At 56.1% G+C, this 21309-nt stretch carries 19 protein-coding genes; 4 read left to right on the forward strand and 15 right to left on the reverse strand.

The features are described from left to right. Nucleotides 1-9: 9 nt before the first annotated feature. From F5984_RS10920 to panD, 13 genes are all read right to left on the reverse strand, one after another. The gene (locus tag F5984_RS10920; protein ID WP_246168910.1) at nucleotides 10-1665 is read right to left on the reverse strand and encodes a DUF1800 domain-containing protein; all 1656 of its coding nucleotides are present in this window, start codon (nucleotides 1663-1665) and stop codon (nucleotides 10-12) included. 89 nt (nucleotides 1666-1754) lie between these two features. Beyond that, nucleotides 1755-3938, reverse strand: coding sequence for an ATP-binding protein (locus tag F5984_RS10925; protein WP_246168911.1), 2184 nt, complete (start codon nucleotides 3936-3938; stop codon nucleotides 1755-1757). Between the two features lie 48 nt (nucleotides 3939-3986). Beyond that, nucleotides 3987-5513, reverse strand: coding sequence for a DUF1501 domain-containing protein (locus F5984_RS10930; RefSeq protein ID WP_246168912.1), 1527 nt, complete (start codon nucleotides 5511-5513; stop codon nucleotides 3987-3989). Then, the gene (locus F5984_RS10935; protein WP_152124280.1) at nucleotides 5510-7183 is read right to left on the reverse strand and encodes a DUF1800 domain-containing protein; all 1674 of its coding nucleotides are present in this window, start codon (nucleotides 7181-7183) and stop codon (nucleotides 5510-5512) included. Before F5984_RS10935 ends, F5984_RS10930 begins: the two co-directional genes overlap by 4 nt. 138 nt (nucleotides 7184-7321) lie before the next feature. Then, complete coding sequence (locus tag F5984_RS10940; protein WP_019990270.1) at nucleotides 7322-8008, reverse strand: zinc metallopeptidase; 687 nt, start codon at nucleotides 8006-8008, stop codon at nucleotides 7322-7324. Between the two features lie 140 nt (nucleotides 8009-8148). Then, nucleotides 8149-8964: an ion transporter gene (locus F5984_RS10945; RefSeq protein ID WP_152124281.1), complete on the reverse strand. Its 816-nt coding sequence runs from the start codon at nucleotides 8962-8964 to the stop codon at nucleotides 8149-8151. 233 nt (nucleotides 8965-9197) lie between these two features. Further along, a complete protein-coding gene (locus F5984_RS10950) occupies nucleotides 9198-10883 on the reverse strand; it encodes a M28 family metallopeptidase (RefSeq protein WP_152124282.1) in 1686 nt (561 codons plus the stop codon). A 79-nt stretch (nucleotides 10884-10962) separates the two neighbouring features. Further along, entirely contained in the window at nucleotides 10963-12426 is a 1464-nt protein-coding gene (locus F5984_RS10955) for a phytoene desaturase family protein (protein WP_152124283.1), read from the reverse strand. Nucleotides 12427-12447: 21 nt separating this feature from the next. Then, on the reverse strand, nucleotides 12448-12927 hold the full coding sequence (rfaE2, locus tag F5984_RS10960; protein ID WP_152124284.1) for a D-glycero-beta-D-manno-heptose 1-phosphate adenylyltransferase: 480 nt from the start codon (nucleotides 12925-12927) through the stop codon (nucleotides 12448-12450). Further along, entirely contained in the window at nucleotides 12924-13244 is a 321-nt protein-coding gene (locus tag F5984_RS10965) for a type II toxin-antitoxin system RelE/ParE family toxin (protein WP_152124285.1), read from the reverse strand. The genes rfaE2 and F5984_RS10965 overlap by 4 nt, the downstream gene beginning before the upstream one ends. Next, a complete protein-coding gene (locus F5984_RS10970) occupies nucleotides 13231-13479 on the reverse strand; it encodes a hypothetical protein (protein ID WP_152124286.1) in 249 nt (82 codons plus the stop codon). Before F5984_RS10970 ends, F5984_RS10965 begins: the two co-directional genes overlap by 14 nt. Nucleotides 13480-13517: 38 nt before the next feature. Next, on the reverse strand, nucleotides 13518-14537 hold the full coding sequence (locus F5984_RS10975; protein ID WP_152124287.1) for a lysylphosphatidylglycerol synthase transmembrane domain-containing protein: 1020 nt from the start codon (nucleotides 14535-14537) through the stop codon (nucleotides 13518-13520). An 81-nt stretch (nucleotides 14538-14618) separates the two neighbouring features. Further along, nucleotides 14619-14972 (reverse strand): aspartate 1-decarboxylase, encoded by a 354-nt coding sequence (panD, locus tag F5984_RS10980; RefSeq protein WP_152124288.1) that lies wholly within the window; start codon nucleotides 14970-14972, stop codon nucleotides 14619-14621. Nucleotides 14973-15209: 237 nt separating this feature from the next. Between panD and F5984_RS10985 the strand changes: the two genes are divergently transcribed. The 4 genes from F5984_RS10985 (at nucleotide 15210) to nspC (ending at nucleotide 19408) form a co-directional block, all read left to right on the forward strand. Then, the gene (locus tag F5984_RS10985; protein WP_152124289.1) at nucleotides 15210-16418 is read left to right on the forward strand and encodes a saccharopine dehydrogenase family protein; all 1209 of its coding nucleotides are present in this window, start codon (nucleotides 15210-15212) and stop codon (nucleotides 16416-16418) included. A 108-nt stretch (nucleotides 16419-16526) separates the two neighbouring features. Then, on the forward strand, nucleotides 16527-17255 hold the full coding sequence (locus F5984_RS10990; protein ID WP_152124290.1) for a hypothetical protein: 729 nt from the start codon (nucleotides 16527-16529) through the stop codon (nucleotides 17253-17255). 51 nt (nucleotides 17256-17306) lie between these two features. Continuing rightward, nucleotides 17307-18122, forward strand: coding sequence for an energy transducer TonB (locus F5984_RS10995; RefSeq protein WP_152124291.1), 816 nt, complete (start codon nucleotides 17307-17309; stop codon nucleotides 18120-18122). 137 nt (nucleotides 18123-18259) lie between these two features. Continuing rightward, a complete protein-coding gene (gene nspC / locus F5984_RS11000; RefSeq protein ID WP_152124292.1) occupies nucleotides 18260-19408 on the forward strand; it encodes a carboxynorspermidine decarboxylase in 1149 nt (382 codons plus the stop codon). Nucleotides 19409-19504: 96 nt separating this feature from the next. Here nspC and F5984_RS11005 read toward each other — a convergent pair whose 3' ends face one another. Next, the gene (locus tag F5984_RS11005) at nucleotides 19505-20065 is read right to left on the reverse strand and encodes a DUF4136 domain-containing protein (RefSeq protein ID WP_019990258.1); all 561 of its coding nucleotides are present in this window, start codon (nucleotides 20063-20065) and stop codon (nucleotides 19505-19507) included. 131 nt (nucleotides 20066-20196) lie between these two features. Continuing rightward, nucleotides 20197-21225, reverse strand: coding sequence for a 3-dehydroquinate synthase (gene aroB / locus F5984_RS11010; protein WP_152124293.1), 1029 nt, complete (start codon nucleotides 21223-21225; stop codon nucleotides 20197-20199). Nucleotides 21226-21309 lie beyond the last annotated feature (84 nt).

Below are 21309 nucleotides of genomic sequence, written 5' to 3' on the forward strand. Positions count from 1 at the left end.
GATGACAGCTTATACGACGTGGTACTCGGCCATGCGCAGGGCAAATTTCATGAGATTTTCGAGCCGCCAAAGCACCGTATTTCGGCGGTACGAGTCGGTGGGGTCACGGCGGTACGCATTCCACTCAAACTCCCACGATAGCCGGGGAATCTCCTGCATCATGATTTTGTCGATCAGAAAATCCCTTTGACTCGCAAACAGGTCAGTGGCAAACACGCCGTCGAGCAGGGCCGCTACAACCTCTTCGCAGGTTACGGCCCGCGTGCCGGTAGGCGGGTTGGTGGGGGTCAGCGGAGGCACATCCGAAAAATTAGGCTGAATGGCTTCAATCCGGGCTACCCAGTCGGGCTTGAGCCGATACCCCGGTTCGACCTCAAAATAGCCCTGCACCAGATAATCAATCAAGGCTCCGCGTAGCGCAATGGTGGTGGTGTTGATCCAGATTTTAGAGAAACCCGTCTGGTAATACGGCTCGTACCCAAACACCGTGGGCTGATCGAGCAACGGCTGCCCCAAGTCGCGGAGCCGCCAGTAAAAAATATCCATGTACTTCCGGTACGAGGCCGGGCGGGTGACCATGTCGGGCGGGGGCAACTGCAACAGCCGCAACGTGCCCACCACCAGTTCGATGGGCGATTTAATCATAGCTCCCTGGTTTTGGGGGCTGAAAAACACCTCGCTCGTCAGCAGTTTTTCCAGCACCGGCCGAATGGCCCAATCATTACTCGGCGAGGCTAAAAACAAGGCTAAGGGCTCAATTACAGCCGTTTCAACGTCGGGCGTCACATTCGGGTTGACGAACCAGCGGTAGAGCTTACGGCAGATAAACCGGGCGGTTTGTGGGCGGGCCAGCAGCATAGCTACCAGATCGTTCAGTTCATCGTCGCCCGCCGAAGGACCACTCCGCCCCCGAATCACGGTATGGTTGTAGTGCACCGAAAATACCTTGTCCGTTGTATCGTGTTTGGTTGGGTCGAAGGTGGTGCCGATGGTCGTAGAGCCACTCACCCAATAGTTGCTGAATTTCCAGCCGGTAAGCACCCGCGCAGCCGCCTTCACGTCGTCTTCGGTGTAGTTGTACTGCCCGGCCGGGTCGAGAACTCCGACCGTAAACAGTTCCTGCAACTCCCGGCCGAAGTTCTCATTGGGCGAACCAGCCTCGTTTTCGTTGCCGTTGAGGTATTTGAGCATGGCCGGGTCTTTGGTCACCTCGATCAGTAGCGTCCGGAAATTACCCAATGCGTGGGTCCGCAGCAGGTGCAGGTACCGCCCGATAAACCGGTAATCGTCGACCCCCTCGCGGGTGGTTACGAAGTGATTTTGCCAGAACAAGGTCAGTTTATCGAGCAGGCTAATTGGCTGCTGTTGACCCAGCATCACACCCAACCACCAGTACGACACAAAATACCCCAACTCCGAATTGCGGTCGCCGTCGTACGGTATGGTGCTGATAGGTTGCCCCACAGTAGGCTTAGCGTCGTTCAGGTCGATGGGGGGCGGTACGGTATAGTTTGCGTTACTCACCAGCCGCCCCACCGCCTGCCCCGCCGTAAGCCCAACCAACTCGGCTACCTCGGCCGATGTGGTCCCAAACGACGACCGCCGGAGCAAATGGGCCGCCGTTTGGGGGGTCAGGACAGAAGTATAGGAGGTGAGAGAAGACAACGGGAGAGGGGTTGGGGTTTATCGTTTTGGGGCGGTTGCGCGGGAGGGAAAGCAAGGCTGACGCGGAGGAGACGCAATATCTTGCGTCTCTACGTCACCGGCAACGTAATCACAAACTCGGTAAACAGACCCGGCTCTGAGGTGAGGGTCATGGTGCCGCCATGTCCTTTGGTCACAATGTCGTAACTGAGCGACAAGCCCAGGCCGGTGCCCTGCCCCGTAGGCTTGGTTGTGAAAAAAGGCTGAAACACTTTCCGGGCCACCTCGGCCGGAATCCCGGTGCCGTTGTCGCGAATCCGAATCACAAGGGTATCGGCCTGGGCGGCTGTGGATACCCAAACCGTGGGCCGGTAGTTGGACTGATCGGTAGTTTTTGCCTGCTGGTCAACGGCGTAAAACGCATTATTGAACAAATTGACCAGCACCCGACCCATATCTTCCTTCACCAGTTTGATGAGCGGAAGATCGGGGGCCAGCGCCGTTTCCAGATACACGTTGAAACGCCCCGTTGGCCCGCCTTTGTCTTTGGCCCGCATACCGTGATAAGCCAGCCGCTGATACTCATCGACCAGAGCGTTCAGGTCGGTGGGTTCCTTTTGGCCGCTACTGGCGCGGCTGTGCTGCAACATGCCCCGCACAATACTGGCGGCCCGTTTGCCGTGTTCGCTTATTTTCTGGACGTTCTGCTTCAGGTCTTCCAGCAGTTCGGTTTCCAGGTCTTCGTCGCGGTGGGTGGGTCGGGCTCGTTCTTCGTGCAGCTCATCGAGCAGCTCCACACTCACCTCGGCAAAATTATTCACGAAGTTGAGCGGGTTCTGAATCTCGTGGGCAATACCGGCCGTCAGTTCCCCCAACGACGCCAGTTTTTCGCGCTGCACCAGTTGTTCCTGCGTGGCCTTGAGTTCTTCGAGCGACTGGTGTAGCTCGGCCGTTCGCTCCCGAACCTGTTGCTCCAACCGGTCGTTTTGCGTAGCCAGAATCTGTTGTTTTTCCTGTTCCTGGGCCAATGTGCGGGCTGAGAGCTGCTGTACCTCGCGGAGATTGTCGGACAGAGCCTGGTACGTACGGGCGTAGTCGCGCACAAGCGAGAGCGACAACCCCACCGGAATACTGAACAGAATGACCACAACGAGCAGAAAAATGGGGATCAGAATTGAGCTATCGAAATTATTATTCGTGGTGAGCTCTAAAATGACTAGCACCACGCTGTACACCATAATCAGCCCCACACAGTATAGCGCTGTTTTAATCGAACGCCACGGCAAGCGGGAGTCGGCATCACCCCGTCGGCGGCCAATCCAGCCAAGACGCACATAATCCGTCAGAATCAGCAGTAACGGCATTATCCCCAGACTTCCGTATCGTTGGCTGATACTAAATTCATAGACCAAATTGGCCACGGCTATACCCACCAGCAGGTAGTAGGCCCGCCCCCGCCGGAGATGCAGGTACTGATAGGCGGTTGTGAGGAGCAAAATAAATCCAAGGCAGATCAGCACCTCTTCCAACAGATCGACCACTGCCTGCTGTGTCAGCGTCGCTGTATGGTTATACAACTCACCAATACTGAATGCCAAAGCAAAGGATAGCATCATCCAGGCCAGCGTGTAATGAATTCGCTGATTACGATTAACCCGATAAAACAAACCATGCAGAAGGGCCAGAATGGCAAAAACACTGGTAAAGAAAACATTACCAAGAATCGACCAGCGATCCTTTAGCAATGAAAGCCCGGCTTCATTAGCCGTTCTGAAATACACATACATGGGGGCAATATCAACCGCATCAAACAGAACCGGATCGCGCCGAAACTGATAGCGAATGGCCAGCACATGCCTACTTGTATCGGCAACCCCCATCGAGACAAATTGGATCACCCGCTGCGAACCACCCGAATCGAATTGGGCAGGCTTGACCGTTGCCAGTAACCGGCCGTCGAGAAAGATTTCGGACCGGCCAAACTGCTGTACCACCAGCTGCATGTCTTTGCCCAACGCCGACGGCCGCATCCGAAAGGCCATCCGAAACCAACCCTTCCCGGCTTTCCAGAGTGCCTTATTAACCTGAAACGTGTTGGTGGGTGATTGGTGCTCCCAGTGGAGCGGTTCGTAAGCCGGGTCGGCCCAGCGCAGGCTATCGCCCGCTTTGAACCGCCACGACGCCCCCCGGAGGTCATCTTCGGCATCTACCCAGCGCGTGCGTTCCCGCTTTTGGCCCAGCACCGGCCCCAAAGCCAGCCAGAAACTCATCATGTACAGCAATACCCGGATCATACTGGCAAGATACAAAACAACCGGGACCCGCATAGGCCGGGGTAGCCCCTACCCCGTAATACTCAGTTTGTAGGGTCCGGTAAACTGGATCTTGCCGTCCAGTTTCACGTTCCGCACCGACACGTTCTGGCCAATGGTAACCGTGTGCCCGGCATTAACCCGCACAAATTCGCCCGGCATTGGCTGCCGGCCTACTGTCCAGACGGACCGGTTGGTCCAGTCACCCGAGGCTACCGTTTCAACCACGTCGGAAAAGAGCGAAACCGTCGGGAAGTTTCTAAACAGCACCTGCCCCGTGGTGGCGGGGGCTGCGCCAAACCAATCGGTCAACAGATCGCCGTACACCCGCCGGAAGTCAATCTGCATTTTGATGTCTTTGTTGCCCCCGAAACTCGGAATCAGGTCGTTCAGATCGGGGTTGGTGCCAATGGTGGGGTGTTTTACGGCCTTGCCAAACACAAACATCGGGGCAGCCACCCCGTGGTCGGTACCGCGCGAGTTGTTGGAATTAGCCCGGCGGCCAAACTCCGAAAACGTCATGCCCACCACCCGGTCTTCGGTGCCCTGCAAGGCCAGGTCCTGCTGGAAAGCTGCAATCCCCGCCGACAGCTTTCCGAGCAAACTGGCGTGTTCGCCCAGGGTCGGGTCGGCACTATCGACCTGCGTCGAGTGCGTATCAAAGCCCCCGAGCGACACAAAGTAAATTTTGGTTTTGAGCCCCCCGTGAATGAGCCGGGCCACAATTTTGAGCTGATCGGCCAGGTAATTTTTTTCGGTCGAAGCCGGGTACGTAGCCAAGTTGCGCCCGGCATCGGCCGCCCGTTTGATTTCGCCCGCGTACCCCACCGAAAGGGCCTGCTGCTTGCGGATGTACGCAATCAGATCGCCCGCATCGCAACAGGGCAAATCGGCCGGAGAAGTAGACGTTGCCGCCCCCACCAGCTGGTAGAAACTATCAGGGTCGTTGATGGCAATACCCATCGACTGGGTGGGGCCGAGCAGGGCCGTAGAGGTCAGGTAGCCAATCTGAATGGCCAGTGGGTCTTCCATCTGCGGGTTGGGGTAGCCCACCGGATAGCCCGGAAACTGCGTGTTCAGGTAGCGCCCGGCCCAGCCCGTTTCGCTCGTCTGCTCGGCGTCGACGGCCGTCATCCAGATGTCTGTCGAGCGGTAATGCGACTGGTCGGGATTGGGGTACGATACCGAGTGAACAACCGTCAGCTTACCGTCGTTGTACAGGTTGCGCAAGCCGGTGAGCGAGGGATGTAGCCCGGTTTTATCATTACCCGACAGGGTCAGGACTTTGTTTTGCGGGATAGCCACGTTGGCCGTTGTGCCGTAGCCGCGCAGGGTGTTGTACGCACTCAACTGATCGAGCGGAATCACGGTATTCAGGCCATCGTTACCGCCATTGAGGTAAATAATCACGAGCACCCGGTCGCCGTAGGCCGCGCCGGTCTGCATCAGCGACTGCACCAGAGCCGAGCTTTTGGCCATCGCCTTCACCCCAAACCCATCGACCATAACCGGCAGCAGGGCCGACGAAGCCGCCCGCATAAAATCTCTTCGTTTCATAACACGTGATATTCGGCCATGCGTAAAATGTACTTCATCAGGGTCTGGAGCCGCCAGTTGATCGTATTGCGGGCGTTGGTAACCTGGGTGGTGGTGTAGTTGGCCGGATACGTGATGGTTCGGCGGTAGGTGTTCCACTCAAACTCCCAGCTGGTGCGGGGCGAGGAGTTCATCATCATAATCTGGTCGATCAGGAAGTCTTTCTGACTCCCAAACAGGTCCGTCGCGAACAGATTCCGGGTAAAGGCGTCGAGTACCTGCACGCAGGTGACTGGGCCCGTGCCGCCCGTTCCTGAAGCGGGAATATCACTAAAATTAGGTTGCAGGCTCGTCACCCAGGCAATCAGGTCGATACCCAGTTTGTAGCCGGGCTCTACCTCCAGCCAACGCCAGATAAAAGCATCGGTATAGTCGTTGCGCAGGGCTACGGTGGTGGTATTGATCCAGATTTTAGAGAAACCCGTCTGGTAATACGGCTCGTACCCGAACACACTCGGTTGGTCGAGGAGCGGCTCCTGTAAGTCACGCATCCGCCAGAACACAAAGTCCATGTACTTTTTGAACGGGGTAATTTTGGTGCGCATATCAGGCGGCATCTGCCCGAAAAACCGCAACGCCCCAATCTGAAACTCCGCCGGTGACTTAATCATGGCTCCGATATTGGCCGGGTCGAAGAAGATGTCGCTCGTGAGTAGTTTCTCAATCACCGGCCGGATAGCCCAGTTATTCCCCGCCGATGCGAAAAACTGGGCCAACGGAATAATCACATTTGTTTCGATGTCGGGCGTAACCGTGGGGTTCACAAACCACCGGTAGAGCTTGCGGCAGATAAACCGGGCCGTTTGCGGGTGGTTCAGCAACATGGTCACCAGATCATTCAGCTCGGTATCGCCCGCTGTAGTGCCGGTACGGCCCGTAATCACGGCATTGCTGTAACTGGCCGAAAACGTTTTGTTCGTTGTATCGTGTTTAGCCGCGTTGAAGGTGGTACTGATGCTTGTTGACCCATTGACCCAGTAGTTGGTAAACTTCCAGCCGGTAAGCACCCGCGCGGCCGCCTTCACGTCGTCTTCGGTGTAATTCTTGTTGCCGTCGTAGTCGACCGCACCAACTGTAAACAGCTCCTGCAACTCGCGGGCATAATTCTCGTTGGGCTTGCCCACCTCGTTTTCATTGCCGTTGAGGTATTTGAGCATGGCCGGGTCTTTGCTGATTTCAATTACCAGCGTCCGAAAATTACCCAGCGCGTTGGTTCGCAGCAGTTGCAGATACCGCCATACAAACCGGTAATCATCGACTACCTCGCGGGTAGTTACGAAGTGATTTTGCCAGAACAACGTCAGTTTATCGAGCAGGCTAATCGGCTGGTTCTGCCCGAGCATGAGCCCCAGCCACCAGTACCGGATGTAATGCCCAAAGTCGAAGTTCCGGTCACCATTGAACGCAAACCCCATGTAGGCCTGCCCGGCGGTGGGCTGGGTGCTGTCCAGATCAACGGGGGCGGGTGGGCTGTAATTGGCGTTGCCGATGAGGAGCTGCACGGCTTCGGCGGCCGTTTTACCCGTAAACTGCGTAATCTCGGCGGGTGTGGGGCCAAACGTTGCCCGGCGGAGCAGGTGGGCCGCCGTCTTGGCGGTCAGTACCGCACTGTACGGAGAAAGGTACGCCATGAAGGATTAAGTCAACAGTACGATGGCCCGGCAAAATGCCTGCGCCGGGAAAAGAGCAAGGCAATATATGAAAAAAGTGGCCTACTAAAAGCAGGCCACTTCGGTAACGGTACGCGCCATGCGCGATTTAAGCATCTATTAATCGTTCCGGCGAGCACCCATCAGGATACTCACGTAGTAGAGCAACGTTGCCAGCGAGCCAATGGCTGCCACCACGTAGGTCATGGCCGCCCACCACAGGGCGTCTTTGGCGTAGTCGTACTCGCGCTGGGTTACAATACCCCGGGTTTGTACCCACGCCAGCGCCCGCTTGCTCGCATCGAACTCAACGGGCAAGGTGATAAAGCTGAACAAGGTAGTAGCTGCAAACAATGCTACCCCGATGGTTAGCGGAATGAGCGACGTGTTGATGAGCAGAATACCCGCCAGAATTACCCACTGCATATACTGCGACGCCACCGACACGAACGGCACAATGGCCGACCGGAACTTCAGCGGCCCGTAAGCCACCTTGTGCTGTACAGCGTGCCCGCACTCGTGCGCGGCTACGGCGGCAGCGGCTACGCTACGGCCGTAATACACGTCGGCGCTGAGGTTTACGGTTTTGTCCTGCGGGTTATAGTGGTCGGTGAGCATACCCTCTACCGAGAGTACCCGCACGTCGTAAATCCCATTTTCGTTGAGCATCCGTTGGGCAATCTCAGCCCCGCTAAGGCCGTTGCTCAGGCCAATCTGTGAATACTCGTTGAACTTGCTCCGCAGTCGCCAGCTCACGAAAGCACTGACTGCGAAAACGATGATACCAATTAAATAAGCACCTGCCATTTTCAGAATAAGTTAGGTTCAGGGTTGTAAGCCCATCGCAAGTATAACAAAAAAGTAGGCCGGTTTGTCCCAAAATCCCCAACACCCGGTACTGATGGCTCTACAGATAGCCGAGCGGCCCAAAACCGGGAAGAGGTGTTTTAGAGCTTAGCCCCGCAGTATTTGCAGTAAACGGCGTCGGGGTCGTGGCCCTGCCGACTACAGTTGGGGCAGGCTTGCGTCGAGACCGCCAACCGGCTACTGGCCGCACTAATACTCACGGCCACAATGCCCGTAGGCACGGCAATAATCACATAACCGAGCATCATGATGAGGGTGGCAATAAACTTACCAGCCGCCGTAGCGGGTACAATATCGCCGTAGCCAACCGTCGTGATCGTGATTACAGCCCAGTAGATACTAAGCGGAATACTCTCAAAGCCGTTGGTGCGCCCTTCCACTACGTACATCATGGCCCCCAGCACCACTACGAGCGACAGAATAGTGACGAAAAACACCGCGATTTTAGCCCGGCTCTCCCGCAGCGAATACGCCAGCAAGCGGGATGCCGCCGTGTACTCGCCCAGCTTCAGAATCCGAAAAATTCGGATGAGCCGCAGAATCCGGACGGCCATCAGCTCGTTGCCGCCCACCATAAACAGCCCCACGTAACCGGGCAAAATAGACAACAAATCGACCAGCCCGAAAAAGCTGAAAAGATACCCTAACGGTCGGCGGACACTGATTAGCCGCAGCACGAACTCAATCGTAAACAGAATGGTAAACATCCATTCAACCTGTTCAAAGAAAGGGCCGAACTGGCTGGCCAACGAGGGCACACTTTCCAGAATCACAATCAGCACGCTCAGCAGAATCAACACCAGCAGCGTCAGGTCAAAAACCCGCCCGGCCGGGGTGTCGGCCTCAAAAATGATTTCGTGCATCCGGTGCCGAATGCGTTCCCAACGTTCGTTCATTGTTTAAATGAAGTGAATTATGCATACTGGCTGACGCCAGGGCCTTCGACAGGCTCAACCGCACGCGGTCCGGGCTGACATTCGGCTTGAGAGTCCCCAGTCAGCCTAAGCTCGTCAAGACCCTGGCACCAGCAAACACATGTTAAACAACTAGTTACAACACAAATCATCCATAATTCACGTTAAATAAAGAATTGCGCCGACCTTCTGAAAACCCCGGCGCGATAAACCGATCAACGACCAAATTTTGTCCCGAAAAAATCGCCCTTGTTCCAGACCGGCCGCTCGTCGGCCTGGGCTGTGAGGTAGCCAATCAGAAACTGCAACTGCACGTGCCGGGCGGCCGCACTCCAGTCGAACGGCTGGTTCATATCGTCTTTGGGCGTATGGTACACCGTAGCCCGCCAATCGAGGTTGAGTTTGGTACCGTCGCGGGTGTCGCCGGTAGTCGAGCCGCTTTTGATGTAAATAGCCGGGATTCCCTGCCGCACAAAGCTGAAATGGTCTGAACGCATAAACACAGCCTGCTCGGGAATAGGGTCTTTGGCAATCTGCACCCCCACAAACTGCGCGGCCGCATTAACGGCCCCCACCATGCTCGAATGCTCCGACCCGTAGGGCACAATGTCGATAAGCGGGTGGAAGAAAAATGGCATATCCAGACACAGGTTAGCCACAATTTTGTCTTTGGGCACGGTGGGGTTGCTGGCGAAGTAGTCGGAGCCGAGCAACCCCATTTCTTCGCCCGTTACGGCCACAAACAAAACTGACCGGCGGGGGGCCTTGGGCAGCGACGCAAAAAGCCGGGCTGCTTCGAGGTTGATGGCTACGCCCGACGCATTATCGTGTGCGCCGTTGTTGATCGAATCGGCGGGGGCACTTTTAAGCGGCCGGGTAATGCCCAGGTGGTCGAGGTGCGACACGTACACCACGTACTCGTCTTTGAGCCGGGGGTCGGTACCGGGCAGCATCCCCACAATGTTCTCACCCACCAGCCCGTCGTTCAGTTCCGTCTGCGTACGCGCCCGAACCGAGAGGTTGAGCGGAAACGCCTGTGGCTTACTCTGGGTGGCGGCAATTCGCGCCTGATCGAACGTTTTTTCGGCCCCGGCAAACAAGGTTCGGGCCGTTGAGTCGCCCATCGACGCAATTACTTTCAGTTGCGGGTAGGTACGCTGTGCCTGCCCTTTCGGGTCAACCCAGCGGTAGGTTGGTAGCCGGTTACGCGGGGCATTCGACTCAATGCGCGCCCGCATGTCGGTAGGCAGGCTAAACGTAATGATGCCCACGGCCCCACGAGCTGCGGCTACCTCCTGCTTAGCCGAACCCGAATACGCCCGTTGATTCGACGGAAACGAGGCAGGTGCCCCGTTGAAACAGGCCACAATTTTACCGCGCACGTCGATGTTGGCGTAGTCGTCGTAGCCCAGTTCGGGGGCAGACACCCCAAAACCCACAAACACCACCGGAGCCGAGACCTCACTCGTGGCCCGCCCAAACTGCGGGCTCAGGATAAAATTACGGCCGTAGGTCAGCGTCTGAGCGGGGCCATCAAGACCGTCGGCACTCCGGCGCGTGAGGCTCATCGAACTCCCCTCTTCAACCACCTGTGCCCGACGTAGCGGCACGGCCTGCCGGTAGCTTTTGCCAACGGGGGTAAAACCAAGCTGCTTAAACTGATTTTCAACGTACTGAGCGGCCAGCTCGTAGCCGGGTGTACCGGGTTTACGGCCCTGCAGTTTATCGTCGGAGAGGTGCCGCATATGGGCTTCGATAGCCTCCGGGCGCACGGTTTTGGCCGCTTTCTGGGCCTCAGCCGGAATGGCGGGCGTGCCGGATTGGGCCATTACGGCCAGGCTAAACAGAGTAGTTCCGAGTACGGTAGGGAGTGCCCTGCGGGCAAGTGCGTTTACGCGCATGATGAGGTGTTTGTGTTACGAAAGGGCAAGTTCGGAAAGTTCGGTCAAACTGGAAACAAACCCAATCGTGCAGGGCAGGTTAACCGGTCGGGTAAAGCCGCACGGGTACGTCGAGCCCAAACTGTTCGCGCAGGGCAACACGGGCCGCGTGGTAGCCACTCATACCATGCACCCCTCCGCCCGGCGGGGTTGCCGACGAGCAAATGTACACCCCTCCGCCCCCCAGCGAGTACGGCGAGGCAGACCATACCGGCCGGGTAAACAACTGCCCTAAATCGAGGATGCCCCCGTTAATATCGCCCCCCACATAATTGGGGTTGTAGTGCTCCATCTGGGCCGTGTTCATCGTATGCCGGGCCAGAATCAGGTCGCGGAAGCCGGGCGCAAACCGCTCCACCTGTTGCTCAATGGCCTGAGTCATGTCGACGGTTGAGCCGTGGGGAACGTGGCAGTAGGCCCAGCCCGTATGGTGTCCGGCAGGTGCCCGCGTCGGGTCGAACCGGCTTTGCTGGGCCAATAACACAAACGGCCGGGGGGTATGTACACCGGCATAGGCCGCTTGCTCCGAAGCCGTGATGTCGGCCATCGACCCACCCAAATGCACGGTTCCTGCCCGATGCAGTTCGGGATTGGTAAACGGTATCGGGCGCGACAAAGCCCAGTCAATTTTGAACACACCCAGCCCGTAGCGGTACCGGTTCAGTTGCCAGCGGTACAGGCGGGAGAGCTTATGCCCCACAATGGGCAGTATCTGACGGGGAGTTAGGTCGAAAAGTAAGGCACGGGCGGTTGGCAAATCGCGCATGGTACGAACCGGGCGATCGGTCTGAATCTCCCCACCGATGGATTGGTAATAGCCAGCCAACGCGGTAGCAATTGCCTGTGCACCGCCTACAGGCAAGGGCCACCCCTGCCGATGCCCCAGGGCCAGCAGCACCAGCGCAATGGCCGAGGTGGTGAGGCTGGTAAGCGGTAGCATCGAATGCGCGGCCATACCGGCCAGAAACCCACGCGCGGCTTCGGTTTTGAACGACCGGGCCAGCCACGTCACGGGCGGCAGGGCTTTAAGCCCAAACTGAGCCAGCGGAAACGGGTTTTTGGGTATTTGCAGCGGTCCCAACAGGCTCGTTACCAGCGAGGGCCATTGGTGCACGATGGGATCAATCAGATGGCGGTAGGTATCGGCATCGGGGCCGAGGTGCCGGGCTGTCTCCTCAACGGAACGGGTCAGCAGAGCCACCGAACGGTCGTCGAACGGGTGCGCGGCTGCCACCGGTGGTTCTATAAACTGAAGCCCAAACTGTGCAAGCGGCAGTTGCTGCAAAAACGGCGAACCTGCCGTGAGCGGGTGAATGGCCGAGCATACATCGTGCACGAAACCCGGCAGAGTCAGTTCGGCGGAGCGCAAGCCGCCCCCTATGGTGGGTTTGGCTTCGAGCACCAGCGTCCTGAGCCCGGCCCGCTGCATCAGAATAGCCGCACTCAGGCCGTTGGGGCCAGCCCCCACAATCACAGCATCGTAGGCAGTGGCAGATGGCTTCATGGGCTGATGCCGACGGGCGGTTTAGAAGCTCTGCTTGATTTTTTCGATCAAACTCGTGGTCGAGTAGCCTTTCACAAGCGGAATGGTCTCGACAGACCCACCATTGGCCAGCACAAAATCGGCCCCGACAATGGTGGCCACGGTGTAGTCATCGCCTTTCAGCAGAATATCGGGCCGAATCAGCTCGATTAACTCCTTGGGGGTTGGCTCATCGAACAGGGTCACCAGATCGACAAATTCGAAAGCGGCCATCATTCGGGAGCGGGCGTACTCGTTCACCACCGGGCGCAGGGGGCCTTTGATCCGGCTCACCGACGCATCGGTGTTGAGGCCCAGCACGAGCCGGTCGCCAAGCGCGCGGGCTTTTTCGAGGTAGTCAATGTGCCCCAGGTGAACAATATCGAAGCAACCGTTGGTAAACACGATGCGCTGCCCCTCGGCCCGCCACTCGGCCGCCTGCCGAATGGCCTGCTCACGGGTTTGTATTTTGGAAGAAGTCATAGATTAATGCGCTCACGAAGGCGCTGAGGGCTTTCTTTTTGATGGAAAATAGCAATAATTTCCACTTCGTTATTTACCTCATCAACAGCATAATACAAATTGTACCCTGACCGACGAAGTGGGGCGCGTTTCACAAACGCGAAATAATCCTGATACAAAAACGGATTATCCGTAAGAAAGGCCCTCGCCTTGCGAATATCGTCTGAGAAAGGAAGTAGTTTGGTAGGTTGTTCTGTTGCCAGATACGCAACAATTGACTTGAGGTCAGCCTCTGCTGAATCGGAGATTAGAACCTGAAATGATTTATCTCCAGTCATACTTTTTTTCCAGCTCAGCCATTACCTCATCCAGCGGCCGCCCTTTAGCCTTCCTTGTTTCTTTGTCGGCCAGTCGTTGCGCCAGAACCACCTTGATAAGTTGTTCACGCTCTTCCTGTTCCGCATCATGTGGGGGCTTTTCGTTCAGCCATTGCTCAATGGTATGAAGCAGCTCTTCCTGTTGCGCCTGATTCAGTTCATCAATTCTCCGATGCAATTGCTCTGCAATACTCATAACCGTTGCTTTTGAACAAATATAACCCAAACCAGCTATTAAATCACTTCTGATTCGGCCACAGCTGCCCGCCGGTTTTTAGCCAGTACGATCAGGAAACTAATGCCGCCGTACAAAATCACAAACAACCACTGCGACAGCAACATAAGAGTTGCCAGGGTCTGCCCGTCCTGCGGGCTGAGGCCATACAGCGCCAAAGCCGAACCCACCAGAATATTAAACGCCCCGAGGCCACCCTGCGTAGGCGCGGCCATCCCGATGGTGCCCATTGTCAGGATCGTCAGACCCGCCAACGGACCGAGTTTGGCCGTTTGCGGCATGGCAAAAAACAGAACATACATGGTGGCGTAGTACATGCCCCAGATCAGCAGCGTATGAAACAGAAACAGCCCCGGACTCCGCAGCTTCCTGACACTCAGCAGGCCATCGAGCAAGCCCATACCAAAGCCAATTAGTTTGCTCAGTAAGGGGTTTTGCATGAGCCGGTCTTTGTAGCGGCCAAACAGCCACCAGGCGGCTATAGCCCCGCCTACCAGCAATAGAGCCCCCCCAAGCACCAGACCCGTGTTATCCTGCAACTTGGCTAGGTTGAACTTGCTCCCCAGAAACTCGGTCAGGAAGGTGCTCAACCGGCCGAACTCCAGCACAAACGTGAGCCCAATGAGCAACACCAGCATGATTACGTCGAAGATCCGCTCGGCTACCACCGTCCCGAAGCTGACGTTCACGGGCACATCGTCGGTACGGTTAAGGGTACCACAACGGGTTACCTCACCCATGCGTGGAATGAGCAGATTGGCAAAATAGCCCGTCAGCACGGCCAGAGTCAGGTTCGTAGCCGACGGCCGATAACCCACCACCGGCTCCAGCAGCAACCCCCACCGTACGGCCCGGCTCCAGTGAGCTACCAGAATCAACACCCCGTACAGGGCCACCGGACGGTAGTCGGCCTGCCCGATAGCCACGAGCATGGCATCGAGGTTGATGTCTTTGAAAACGTACCAGAGCAGCCCACCGGCCACCACTAAGGAAATAAGGTATTTGAGAAGTTGCTTCATAAGGGGGAGGGAGGAAAAAGAGAAAGGAGAAGGGAGAAGTATGCGTAGAGCCACCTTTTCCCTTCTCCTTTCGCCCTTTTCCTATCCTTTTATTAGTCGATTATTTTCATCGGGAAACACCACAGTTGGTTTGTGGGCGCGGGCCTCGTCGGGGGTCATCATGACGTACGAGATAATGATGATGATGTCGCCAACCTGCGCCCGGCGGGCAGCCGCTCCGTTGAGGCAAATGATACCGGAGCCGCGCTCGCCCTTGATCACGTAGGTAATCAGGCGCTCGCCATTGTTGTTATTGACAATGTGCACCTGCTCATTTTCCATAATGCCGGCCGCATCCATGAGGTCTTCGTCGATGGTAATGCTTCCCACATAGTTGAGTTCGGCCTGAGTCACGCGGACCCGGTGCAGTTTCGATTTTAATACGGTAACGAACATGAAGTAGACAATTGCCGGGCAAAAGTAGTGGATTTTCCACTCTAAGCAGGCACCCCTGAAACACCGCCCCCCCGCCTTTGGTTGCAGAACTATCGAAAGGGCTATCTTTGCGAAGCCGTTACGGGTTTGTGGTTTATCATGTATCGGTTTTCATAGGCAGGAGGCTCCACCCGTTGCAGTTTCGGCCTGAGCGACCATAAACCACCAACCATAAACTTCAAAACATAAACCAATCTCATGTCCCGAGTTTTGATTATTGGCGCCGGGGGCGTCGGCAGTGTAGTAGCGCACAAATGCGCCATGAACAGCGACGTTTTTACCGACATCATCCTGGCCAGCCGCACGAAGTCGAAATGTGATAAAATTGCCGCCGAAATTAGGGAGATGCACGGCGTAACCATCCGTACCGATGCCGTTGATGCCGATGTGGTGGCCGAGATGGTCGCCCTGATTCGGAAGTACGAGCCCAAGCTGGTGATCAACGTGGCCCTGCCCTACCAGGACCTGCCCATCATGGACGCCTGCCTCGAAACGCGCACGCACTACATGGATACGGCCAACTACGAGCCGAAAGATGTAGCTAAGTTTGAGTACAGCTGGCAGTGGGCCTACAAAGAGCGGTTTGAGCAGGCCGGTATCATGGCGTTGCTCGGCTGCGGGTTCGATCCCGGTGCCACGCAGGTGTTTACGGCCTATGCCGCCAAGCACCATTTCGACGAGATGCACTACCTCGACATTGTGGACTGCAACGCGGGCAACCACGGCAAGGCATTTGCGACCAACTTCAACCCCGAAATCAATATCCGCGAGATTACCCAGCCGGGCCGCTACTGGGAGAATGGCGAGTGGGTCGAAATTCCGGCCATGAGCCAGCACAAACCCATCGATTACCCCGAAATCGGGCCGAAAGAGTCGTACGTGCTGTACCACGAAGAACTCGAATCGCTGGTGAAGAACTTCCCGACCCTGAAGCGGGCGCGTTTCTGGATGACCTTCGGGCAGGCGTACCTCACCCACCTCGAAGTGCTGCAAAACGTGGGCATGACGAGCATTCAGCCGATTAACTTTGGAGGGCAGCAAATTGTACCGCTCGAATTCCTCAAAGCTGTACTCCCCGCCCCCGACACCCTCGGCGAAAACTATTCGGGCCAAACGAGTATTGGTTGCCAGATCAAAGGCGTGAAAGACGGTGAAGACCGCACCTATTACATCTGGAACAACTGCGACCATGCCGAGACCTACAAAGAGGTGCGCGGACAGGCCGTGAGCTACACGACGGGTGTACCCGCCATGATTGGCGCTATGCTCATGCTGCGGGGCGACTGGATGAAGGCGGGTGTCTGGAATTGCGAAGAGCTCGACCCCGATCCGTTCATCGAGCAAATGAACAAACAGGGGCTTCCCGTGCAGGAGCGCGTCAACGTACCGCTGCCGCACGAGTACTAGGGTTTATCGTTTATGGTTTTTAGTTTATCGTTTTTAGTGAGTACCAGAAACGATAAACTAAAAACCATAAACCCACTATATTGGTCTGACGTTTAGCTCCTTTTTGCCATGCGAAAATTCGTTATGTTTTGCCCGGCGCTGTTGCTTGCCTTGCCCGCGCCGGCCCAGACCACTACCCCGGCCGCGCCGGTCACAGTTCAGAACATGCAGCAGTGGGTAGGCTCCAACACCTTCGGCGTGATGCAGCGCATCGATACCCGCTACGAAGGCGTGCAGGGCAGCCCCTACTTCCTGAACGACTGGAGCCTCGGCCGGATTGATCTTGTTACGGGCCGCAACTACGAGAGCGTGCCCATCAAGTACGATGCCTTCAGCCAGAATCTGGTACTCAAGCGCCCCCAGGCCAACGATTCGATTATCGTGTACCCGAATCAGGTAAAGCAGTTTGTGCTCCGCTCCGACGACGGGGCCGAGTGGCTGTTCCGGCGTTTTGCCGACCTCAAAACCGACGATGTTAAACTTCGGGGGAGTTATTTTCTGGTTTTGTACGACGGAAAAACATCGCTGCTCAAACGCGTAGGCAAAGAGTTTCGGCAAGCCGATTTTAAGTCGCCCTACTCGACCGATACCCGCTACGATGCCTACACCAACGAGTACACGTATTACGTGCTGAAACCCGATCAGACAATCAACAAAGTCAAAAAAGGAAAAAAGGGTATCATAGAAGCACTGGGCGATAAAAATGGCCCACTCGAAACGTACATCAAGGGTGAAAAACTGGACGCCAAAACGGATACCGAGCTGGCCCAGATTGTGAAGTATTACGACAACTTATGAAATAGACAGGGCATCTGCATCCAACAGAAACACGCTAAAATCTGCTGGATTATGCAAACGCCCTCGACATTAAACGACATTGTTTTTGAATCGCGCAACCGGGCCTACGGGGCCTACCTGCTGCGGAAACGGTATCAACCGACGCTCACCCGCGCTTTGGGGCTGGGCGTCGGTTTGTTTTTGTTGGGGGTGTCGGCCCCCACGTTGTACGCCCGGCTGAAACCGCAAACCGGGCCGTCGGAATACATTCGTGAGGTCACCCTCGAAAACGCCCGGCTCGAAACGCCCACCGCCGAGAAACCCGTTGAACTACCGCCGGTCGAGGAGTTACCAACCCCCAAAACGATTCGGAGTTTGCCACCCGAAGTACTGCCCGACAACGAGGTTACGGCCGCTGACCTCCCCCCGACCGTTGAGGAATTGGCCGACGCCACCCCGAGCGACCAAACCCGCGAAGGAACCGGCGACGAAACAGCGATTATAGCTCCGCCCGAAGAAGCTGCAGCCCCAACCAAAACCGAGTCGGCCATTGACGTAACGCCCGAAAAAGAGCCCGAATTTCTGGCCGTTGAGCAGCAACCTGAGTTTGCGGGTGGCCTGGAAGCCCTAACTCGTTACCTCACCAACAACCTCAAATACCCACGGCAGGCCACTCAGGCGGGCATCAGCGGGCGCGTGTATGTAGGGTTTGTGGTTAACTCGGATGGCTCGCTCACCGACGTGCAGATTCTGAAAGGCATTGGCTTCGGCTGCGACGAGGAAGCCCGCCGGGTGGTACAGCAAATGCCCCGCTGGAAACCCGGCCGTCAGTCTGGACGACCGGTGCGGGTCCGGTTTACACTGCCCATTGCTTTTGCGCTGGAATAGGGTAGAACAGCCGCCAACAGAGCCGGAGCAAGGGTACCCCGTGAGCAAAGGCGGGGCCATCTGCTTACCGTTGCCTATTCGGAGAACTGTTTGCGGCCGGGCGGCTACCAAGTTTCCAGATTGACTACCTTTGCGGTATGAATACAACCATCGAATCCATCATCAACGACATACCCTCGCCCTGCTTCGTTCTCGAAGAGGACAAACTCCGCCAAAACCTCCAACTAATCGACTCGGTGCAGCAAGCCGCTGGTGTACAGATTATTCTGGCGCTCAAAGGATTTTCGATGTTCAGCGCGTTTCCGATTGTGCGCGAGTACCTGAGCGGGGCCACGGCGAGTTCGCTCAACGAAATCAGGCTCGTGAACGAGTACATGGGTATTCCGGCCCACGCCTACATTCCGGCCTACCGCGACGATGAGTTTGAGGAGGTTTTGAACCGCAGCAGTCACATCACCTTCAACTCGTGGAGTCAGTGGGAGCGGTTTGGCCAACGGGCGCGGGAACGGGGTGTATCGTGCGGCATTCGGGTCAACCCGCAGTATTCGGAGGTAGCTACTGATATGTACAACCCCTGCGTGCCGGGTTCGCGGCTGGGTGTCACACGCGACAAACTACCCGACCAATTGCCCGACGGTCTCGAAGGAATTCATTTCCACACGCTCTGCGAAAACGACTCGTACACCCTCGAACGGACGCTCGAAGCCCTCGAAAGCCGCTTTGCCCCGTTGCTGCATCAGGCTAAATGGGTAAATATGGGCGGAGGCCACCTCATGACCCGCGAAGGCTATAATACCGAGCACCTGATTGGGCTCCTGAAAACCTTCCGGGAGAAATACAATGTGGAGGTGATTATGGAGCCCGGTTCGGCCATCGGCTGGCAAACGGGCGTTCTGACGGCTACGGTTCTCGACGTGTTCGACAGTCAGGGGATTGAGGTGGCTGTGCTCGACACCTCGTTTGCAGCTCACATGCCCGATACCCTCGAAATGCCCTACAAACCCCGCATCCGGGGGGCATACCATGAACCCGTAGCCGATAAACCCACCTACCGGCTCGGTGGCATGACCTGTTTGGCCGGCGATTTCATGGGTGATTATTCGTTTGACCAACCACTACAGGTAGGCGATACGATTATCTTCGAAGACATGATTCACTACACGATGGTGAAAACCACCACCTTCAACGGGGTGGGCCTCCCCGCCATCGGGATTCTGAGAGCCAACGGCACCTTCGACCTCGTGCGTCAATACGGCTACGAAAGCTTTAAGGATAGACTCAGTTAAGTAGCGATGAGTTATGAGCGATAAACGATGAGTGGGCTGACGCCATAAAATGGTTGTGTCAGCCCACTCATCGTTTATCGCTCATAACTCATCGCTCTACCGACCTCGGCCGGTACTGCTCTCGGTGGTGGCCATGAGCGGGTACTGATCGAAAATAGATCGGACGATACCTTTGAAGTAGTTATTCTTGAAGTTGGGGTTCCGCATCATCTTCGATGCGTAGCCTTTCCAGATTACCTGATACGTTTCAGCGTCGATGAGCGAAATCATCAGGGTTCCCTCGTCGAGGTTGTAATCAATGCGTTTATAGGTCGCGTCGTCATCTTCCCGAACCACCCAGTCTTTGATAACCGGCTGCTGATACCCCCGGAAGCGGAGATCGGAGCGGAAAATATTGTACGAAATCAACAGATTGGGATTACGGTTGCTCACTTTGTACCCGCGTGCCTCCATCTGATGGCGGATGGCGTCCTGAATGTCGGAGCACAGCAATGTAGAGTCAATAAACTCACACTCCAGAAAATTGAAGGACGTATAGTTTTTGAAATGGCCTTCGTAGCTGTAATCATGCTCAACGAACAACTTACCGGGTGTACAGCCAATCGAACTTAGGCCGACAACGGCCAATACAATGAGAGCGCCAAAGATTTTCCGCATGACCTGAGGAGAAGTAAATGTTTAACTGATACTGCTGAAATTACAGGTTGATAATACAACTATCGTTCAAACGCAATGTACCCATCAGTTGTTTGAGAACCAAGCTTATACCGCGGAATTATTTCAAAAATCTACCCGCGATAATAAAATAAGCCCTGCTTCATTTCAGCCTTTGTAACCGGTACGTCGAACGCGCAACTACCCCGCCCATCGAGCAACGCCATCCGGACTTGGCCGGCCCGGTTTTTCTTATCCTGAAGGGTCAACGTCAGGATCGGGTCCATGTCTTCGTCTTTTAGTCGGGTTCTTCCATATACGGCAAACAGGTACTCTTCGATTTCGGTGAGCAAGGTTTCGTCGATCATTCCTTTTTTGAACGCGATGTAAGCTTCGGCGACCATCCCGGCGGCAATAGCCTCACCGTGCAACAACCGTCGGCGGGAGTCTTCCAGAAAATGGGTTTCGATGGCGTGGCCGAGGGTATGACCAAAATTCAGAATCTTCCGCAGGCCCTTTTCGGTGGGGTCTTGTGCCACTACCCGCTCTTTCACGGCCACCGAGTGCGCCACCAGCTCGGGCCAGTTTTGTTCGTTCAGCTCCAGCCGCCGAATTTTTTGCCACTGCTCGGCATCAGCAATAAGGCAGTGCTTGATGATTTCGGCAAAGCCCGACCGTAACTCCCGCTCGGGCAGGGTAGCGAGCATGGCCGGGTCGATAAGCACGGCATCGGGCAGCTTGAAAACACCGATATGGTTTTTGAGCCCCTGAAAGTCGATACCGAGTTTACCGCCCACACTCGCATCGACCTGCGAGAGTAGCGTAGTGGGTAATTGCGCAAACGCGATGCCCCGCTTGTAGGTAGCCGCGCAGAAGCCCCCCATATCGCCAATTACACCCCCGCCGAGGTTGAGCAGGAGCCCGTGCCGGTCGAAGTTGGCGCGGGTGAGGGCGTCCCATATGGTTTGGCAGGTAGCTAAGTGTTTCTGCTCTTCGCCCGCCCGAATCCGAATGAGCGTGTGTTTGGGCAGAATCGATTTCAGCACCGGGTAACAGTGCCGGTAGGTATGATTGTCGACCAGAACAGCAATGGCCGATGGGTCGATTTGGGCGATGAAAGCAGGCAGGCTTTCGGGCAGAGAGGCTATGATTACCGATGACATAGCACAAATATAGGAGAATACAGGAGTGAGGAGTAAGGGAGAAGGGAGTGAGGAGAAGGGAGTGAGGAGATAGGAGTTGCTGAC

It is taken from the genome of Rudanella paleaurantiibacter (genome assembly GCF_009184635.1).
In the GTDB taxonomy this organism is placed as follows: Bacteria; Bacteroidota; Bacteroidia; order Cytophagales; family Spirosomataceae; genus Rudanella; species Rudanella paleaurantiibacter.

Excerpts from the sequence above, each read along its gene's own strand:
- F5984_RS10930 (WP_246168912.1), bottom strand. The coding sequence starts at position 5,513 with ATGAAACGAAGAGATTTTATGCGGGCGGCTTCGTCGGCCCTGCTGCCG.
- F5984_RS10935 (WP_152124280.1), bottom strand. The coding sequence starts at position 7,183 with ATGGCGTACCTTTCTCCGTACAGTGCGGTACTGACCGCCAAGACGGCG.
- panD (WP_152124288.1), bottom strand. The coding sequence starts at position 14,972 with ATGTTCGTTACCGTATTAAAATCGAAACTGCACCGGGTCCGCGTGACT.
- F5984_RS10970 (WP_152124286.1), bottom strand. The coding sequence starts at position 13,479 with ATGAGTATTGCAGAGCAATTGCATCGGAGAATTGATGAACTGAATCAG.
- F5984_RS10940 (WP_019990270.1), bottom strand. The coding sequence starts at position 8,008 with ATGGCAGGTGCTTATTTAATTGGTATCATCGTTTTCGCAGTCAGTGCT.
- F5984_RS10950 (WP_152124282.1), bottom strand. The coding sequence starts at position 10,883 with ATGCGCGTAAACGCACTTGCCCGCAGGGCACTCCCTACCGTACTCGGA.
- aroB (WP_152124293.1), bottom strand. The coding sequence starts at position 21,225 with ATGTCATCGGTAATCATAGCCTCTCTGCCCGAAAGCCTGCCTGCTTTC.
- F5984_RS10975 (WP_152124287.1), bottom strand. The coding sequence starts at position 14,537 with ATGAAGCAACTTCTCAAATACCTTATTTCCTTAGTGGTGGCCGGTGGG.
- F5984_RS10955 (WP_152124283.1), bottom strand. The coding sequence starts at position 12,426 with ATGAAGCCATCTGCCACTGCCTACGATGCTGTGATTGTGGGGGCTGGC.
- F5984_RS10995 (WP_152124291.1), top strand. The coding sequence starts at position 17,307 with ATGCAAACGCCCTCGACATTAAACGACATTGTTTTTGAATCGCGCAAC.
- rfaE2 (WP_152124284.1), bottom strand. The coding sequence starts at position 12,927 with ATGACTTCTTCCAAAATACAAACCCGTGAGCAGGCCATTCGGCAGGCG.
- F5984_RS10990 (WP_152124290.1), top strand. The coding sequence starts at position 16,527 with ATGCGAAAATTCGTTATGTTTTGCCCGGCGCTGTTGCTTGCCTTGCCC.
- nspC (WP_152124292.1), top strand. The coding sequence starts at position 18,260 with ATGAATACAACCATCGAATCCATCATCAACGACATACCCTCGCCCTGC.
- F5984_RS10965 (WP_152124285.1), bottom strand. The coding sequence starts at position 13,244 with ATGACTGGAGATAAATCATTTCAGGTTCTAATCTCCGATTCAGCAGAG.
- F5984_RS10985 (WP_152124289.1), top strand. The coding sequence starts at position 15,210 with ATGTCCCGAGTTTTGATTATTGGCGCCGGGGGCGTCGGCAGTGTAGTA.
- F5984_RS10925 (WP_246168911.1), bottom strand. The coding sequence starts at position 3,938 with ATGATCCGGGTATTGCTGTACATGATGAGTTTCTGGCTGGCTTTGGGG.
- F5984_RS11005 (WP_019990258.1), bottom strand. The coding sequence starts at position 20,065 with ATGCGGAAAATCTTTGGCGCTCTCATTGTATTGGCCGTTGTCGGCCTA.
- F5984_RS10945 (WP_152124281.1), bottom strand. The coding sequence starts at position 8,964 with ATGAACGAACGTTGGGAACGCATTCGGCACCGGATGCACGAAATCATT.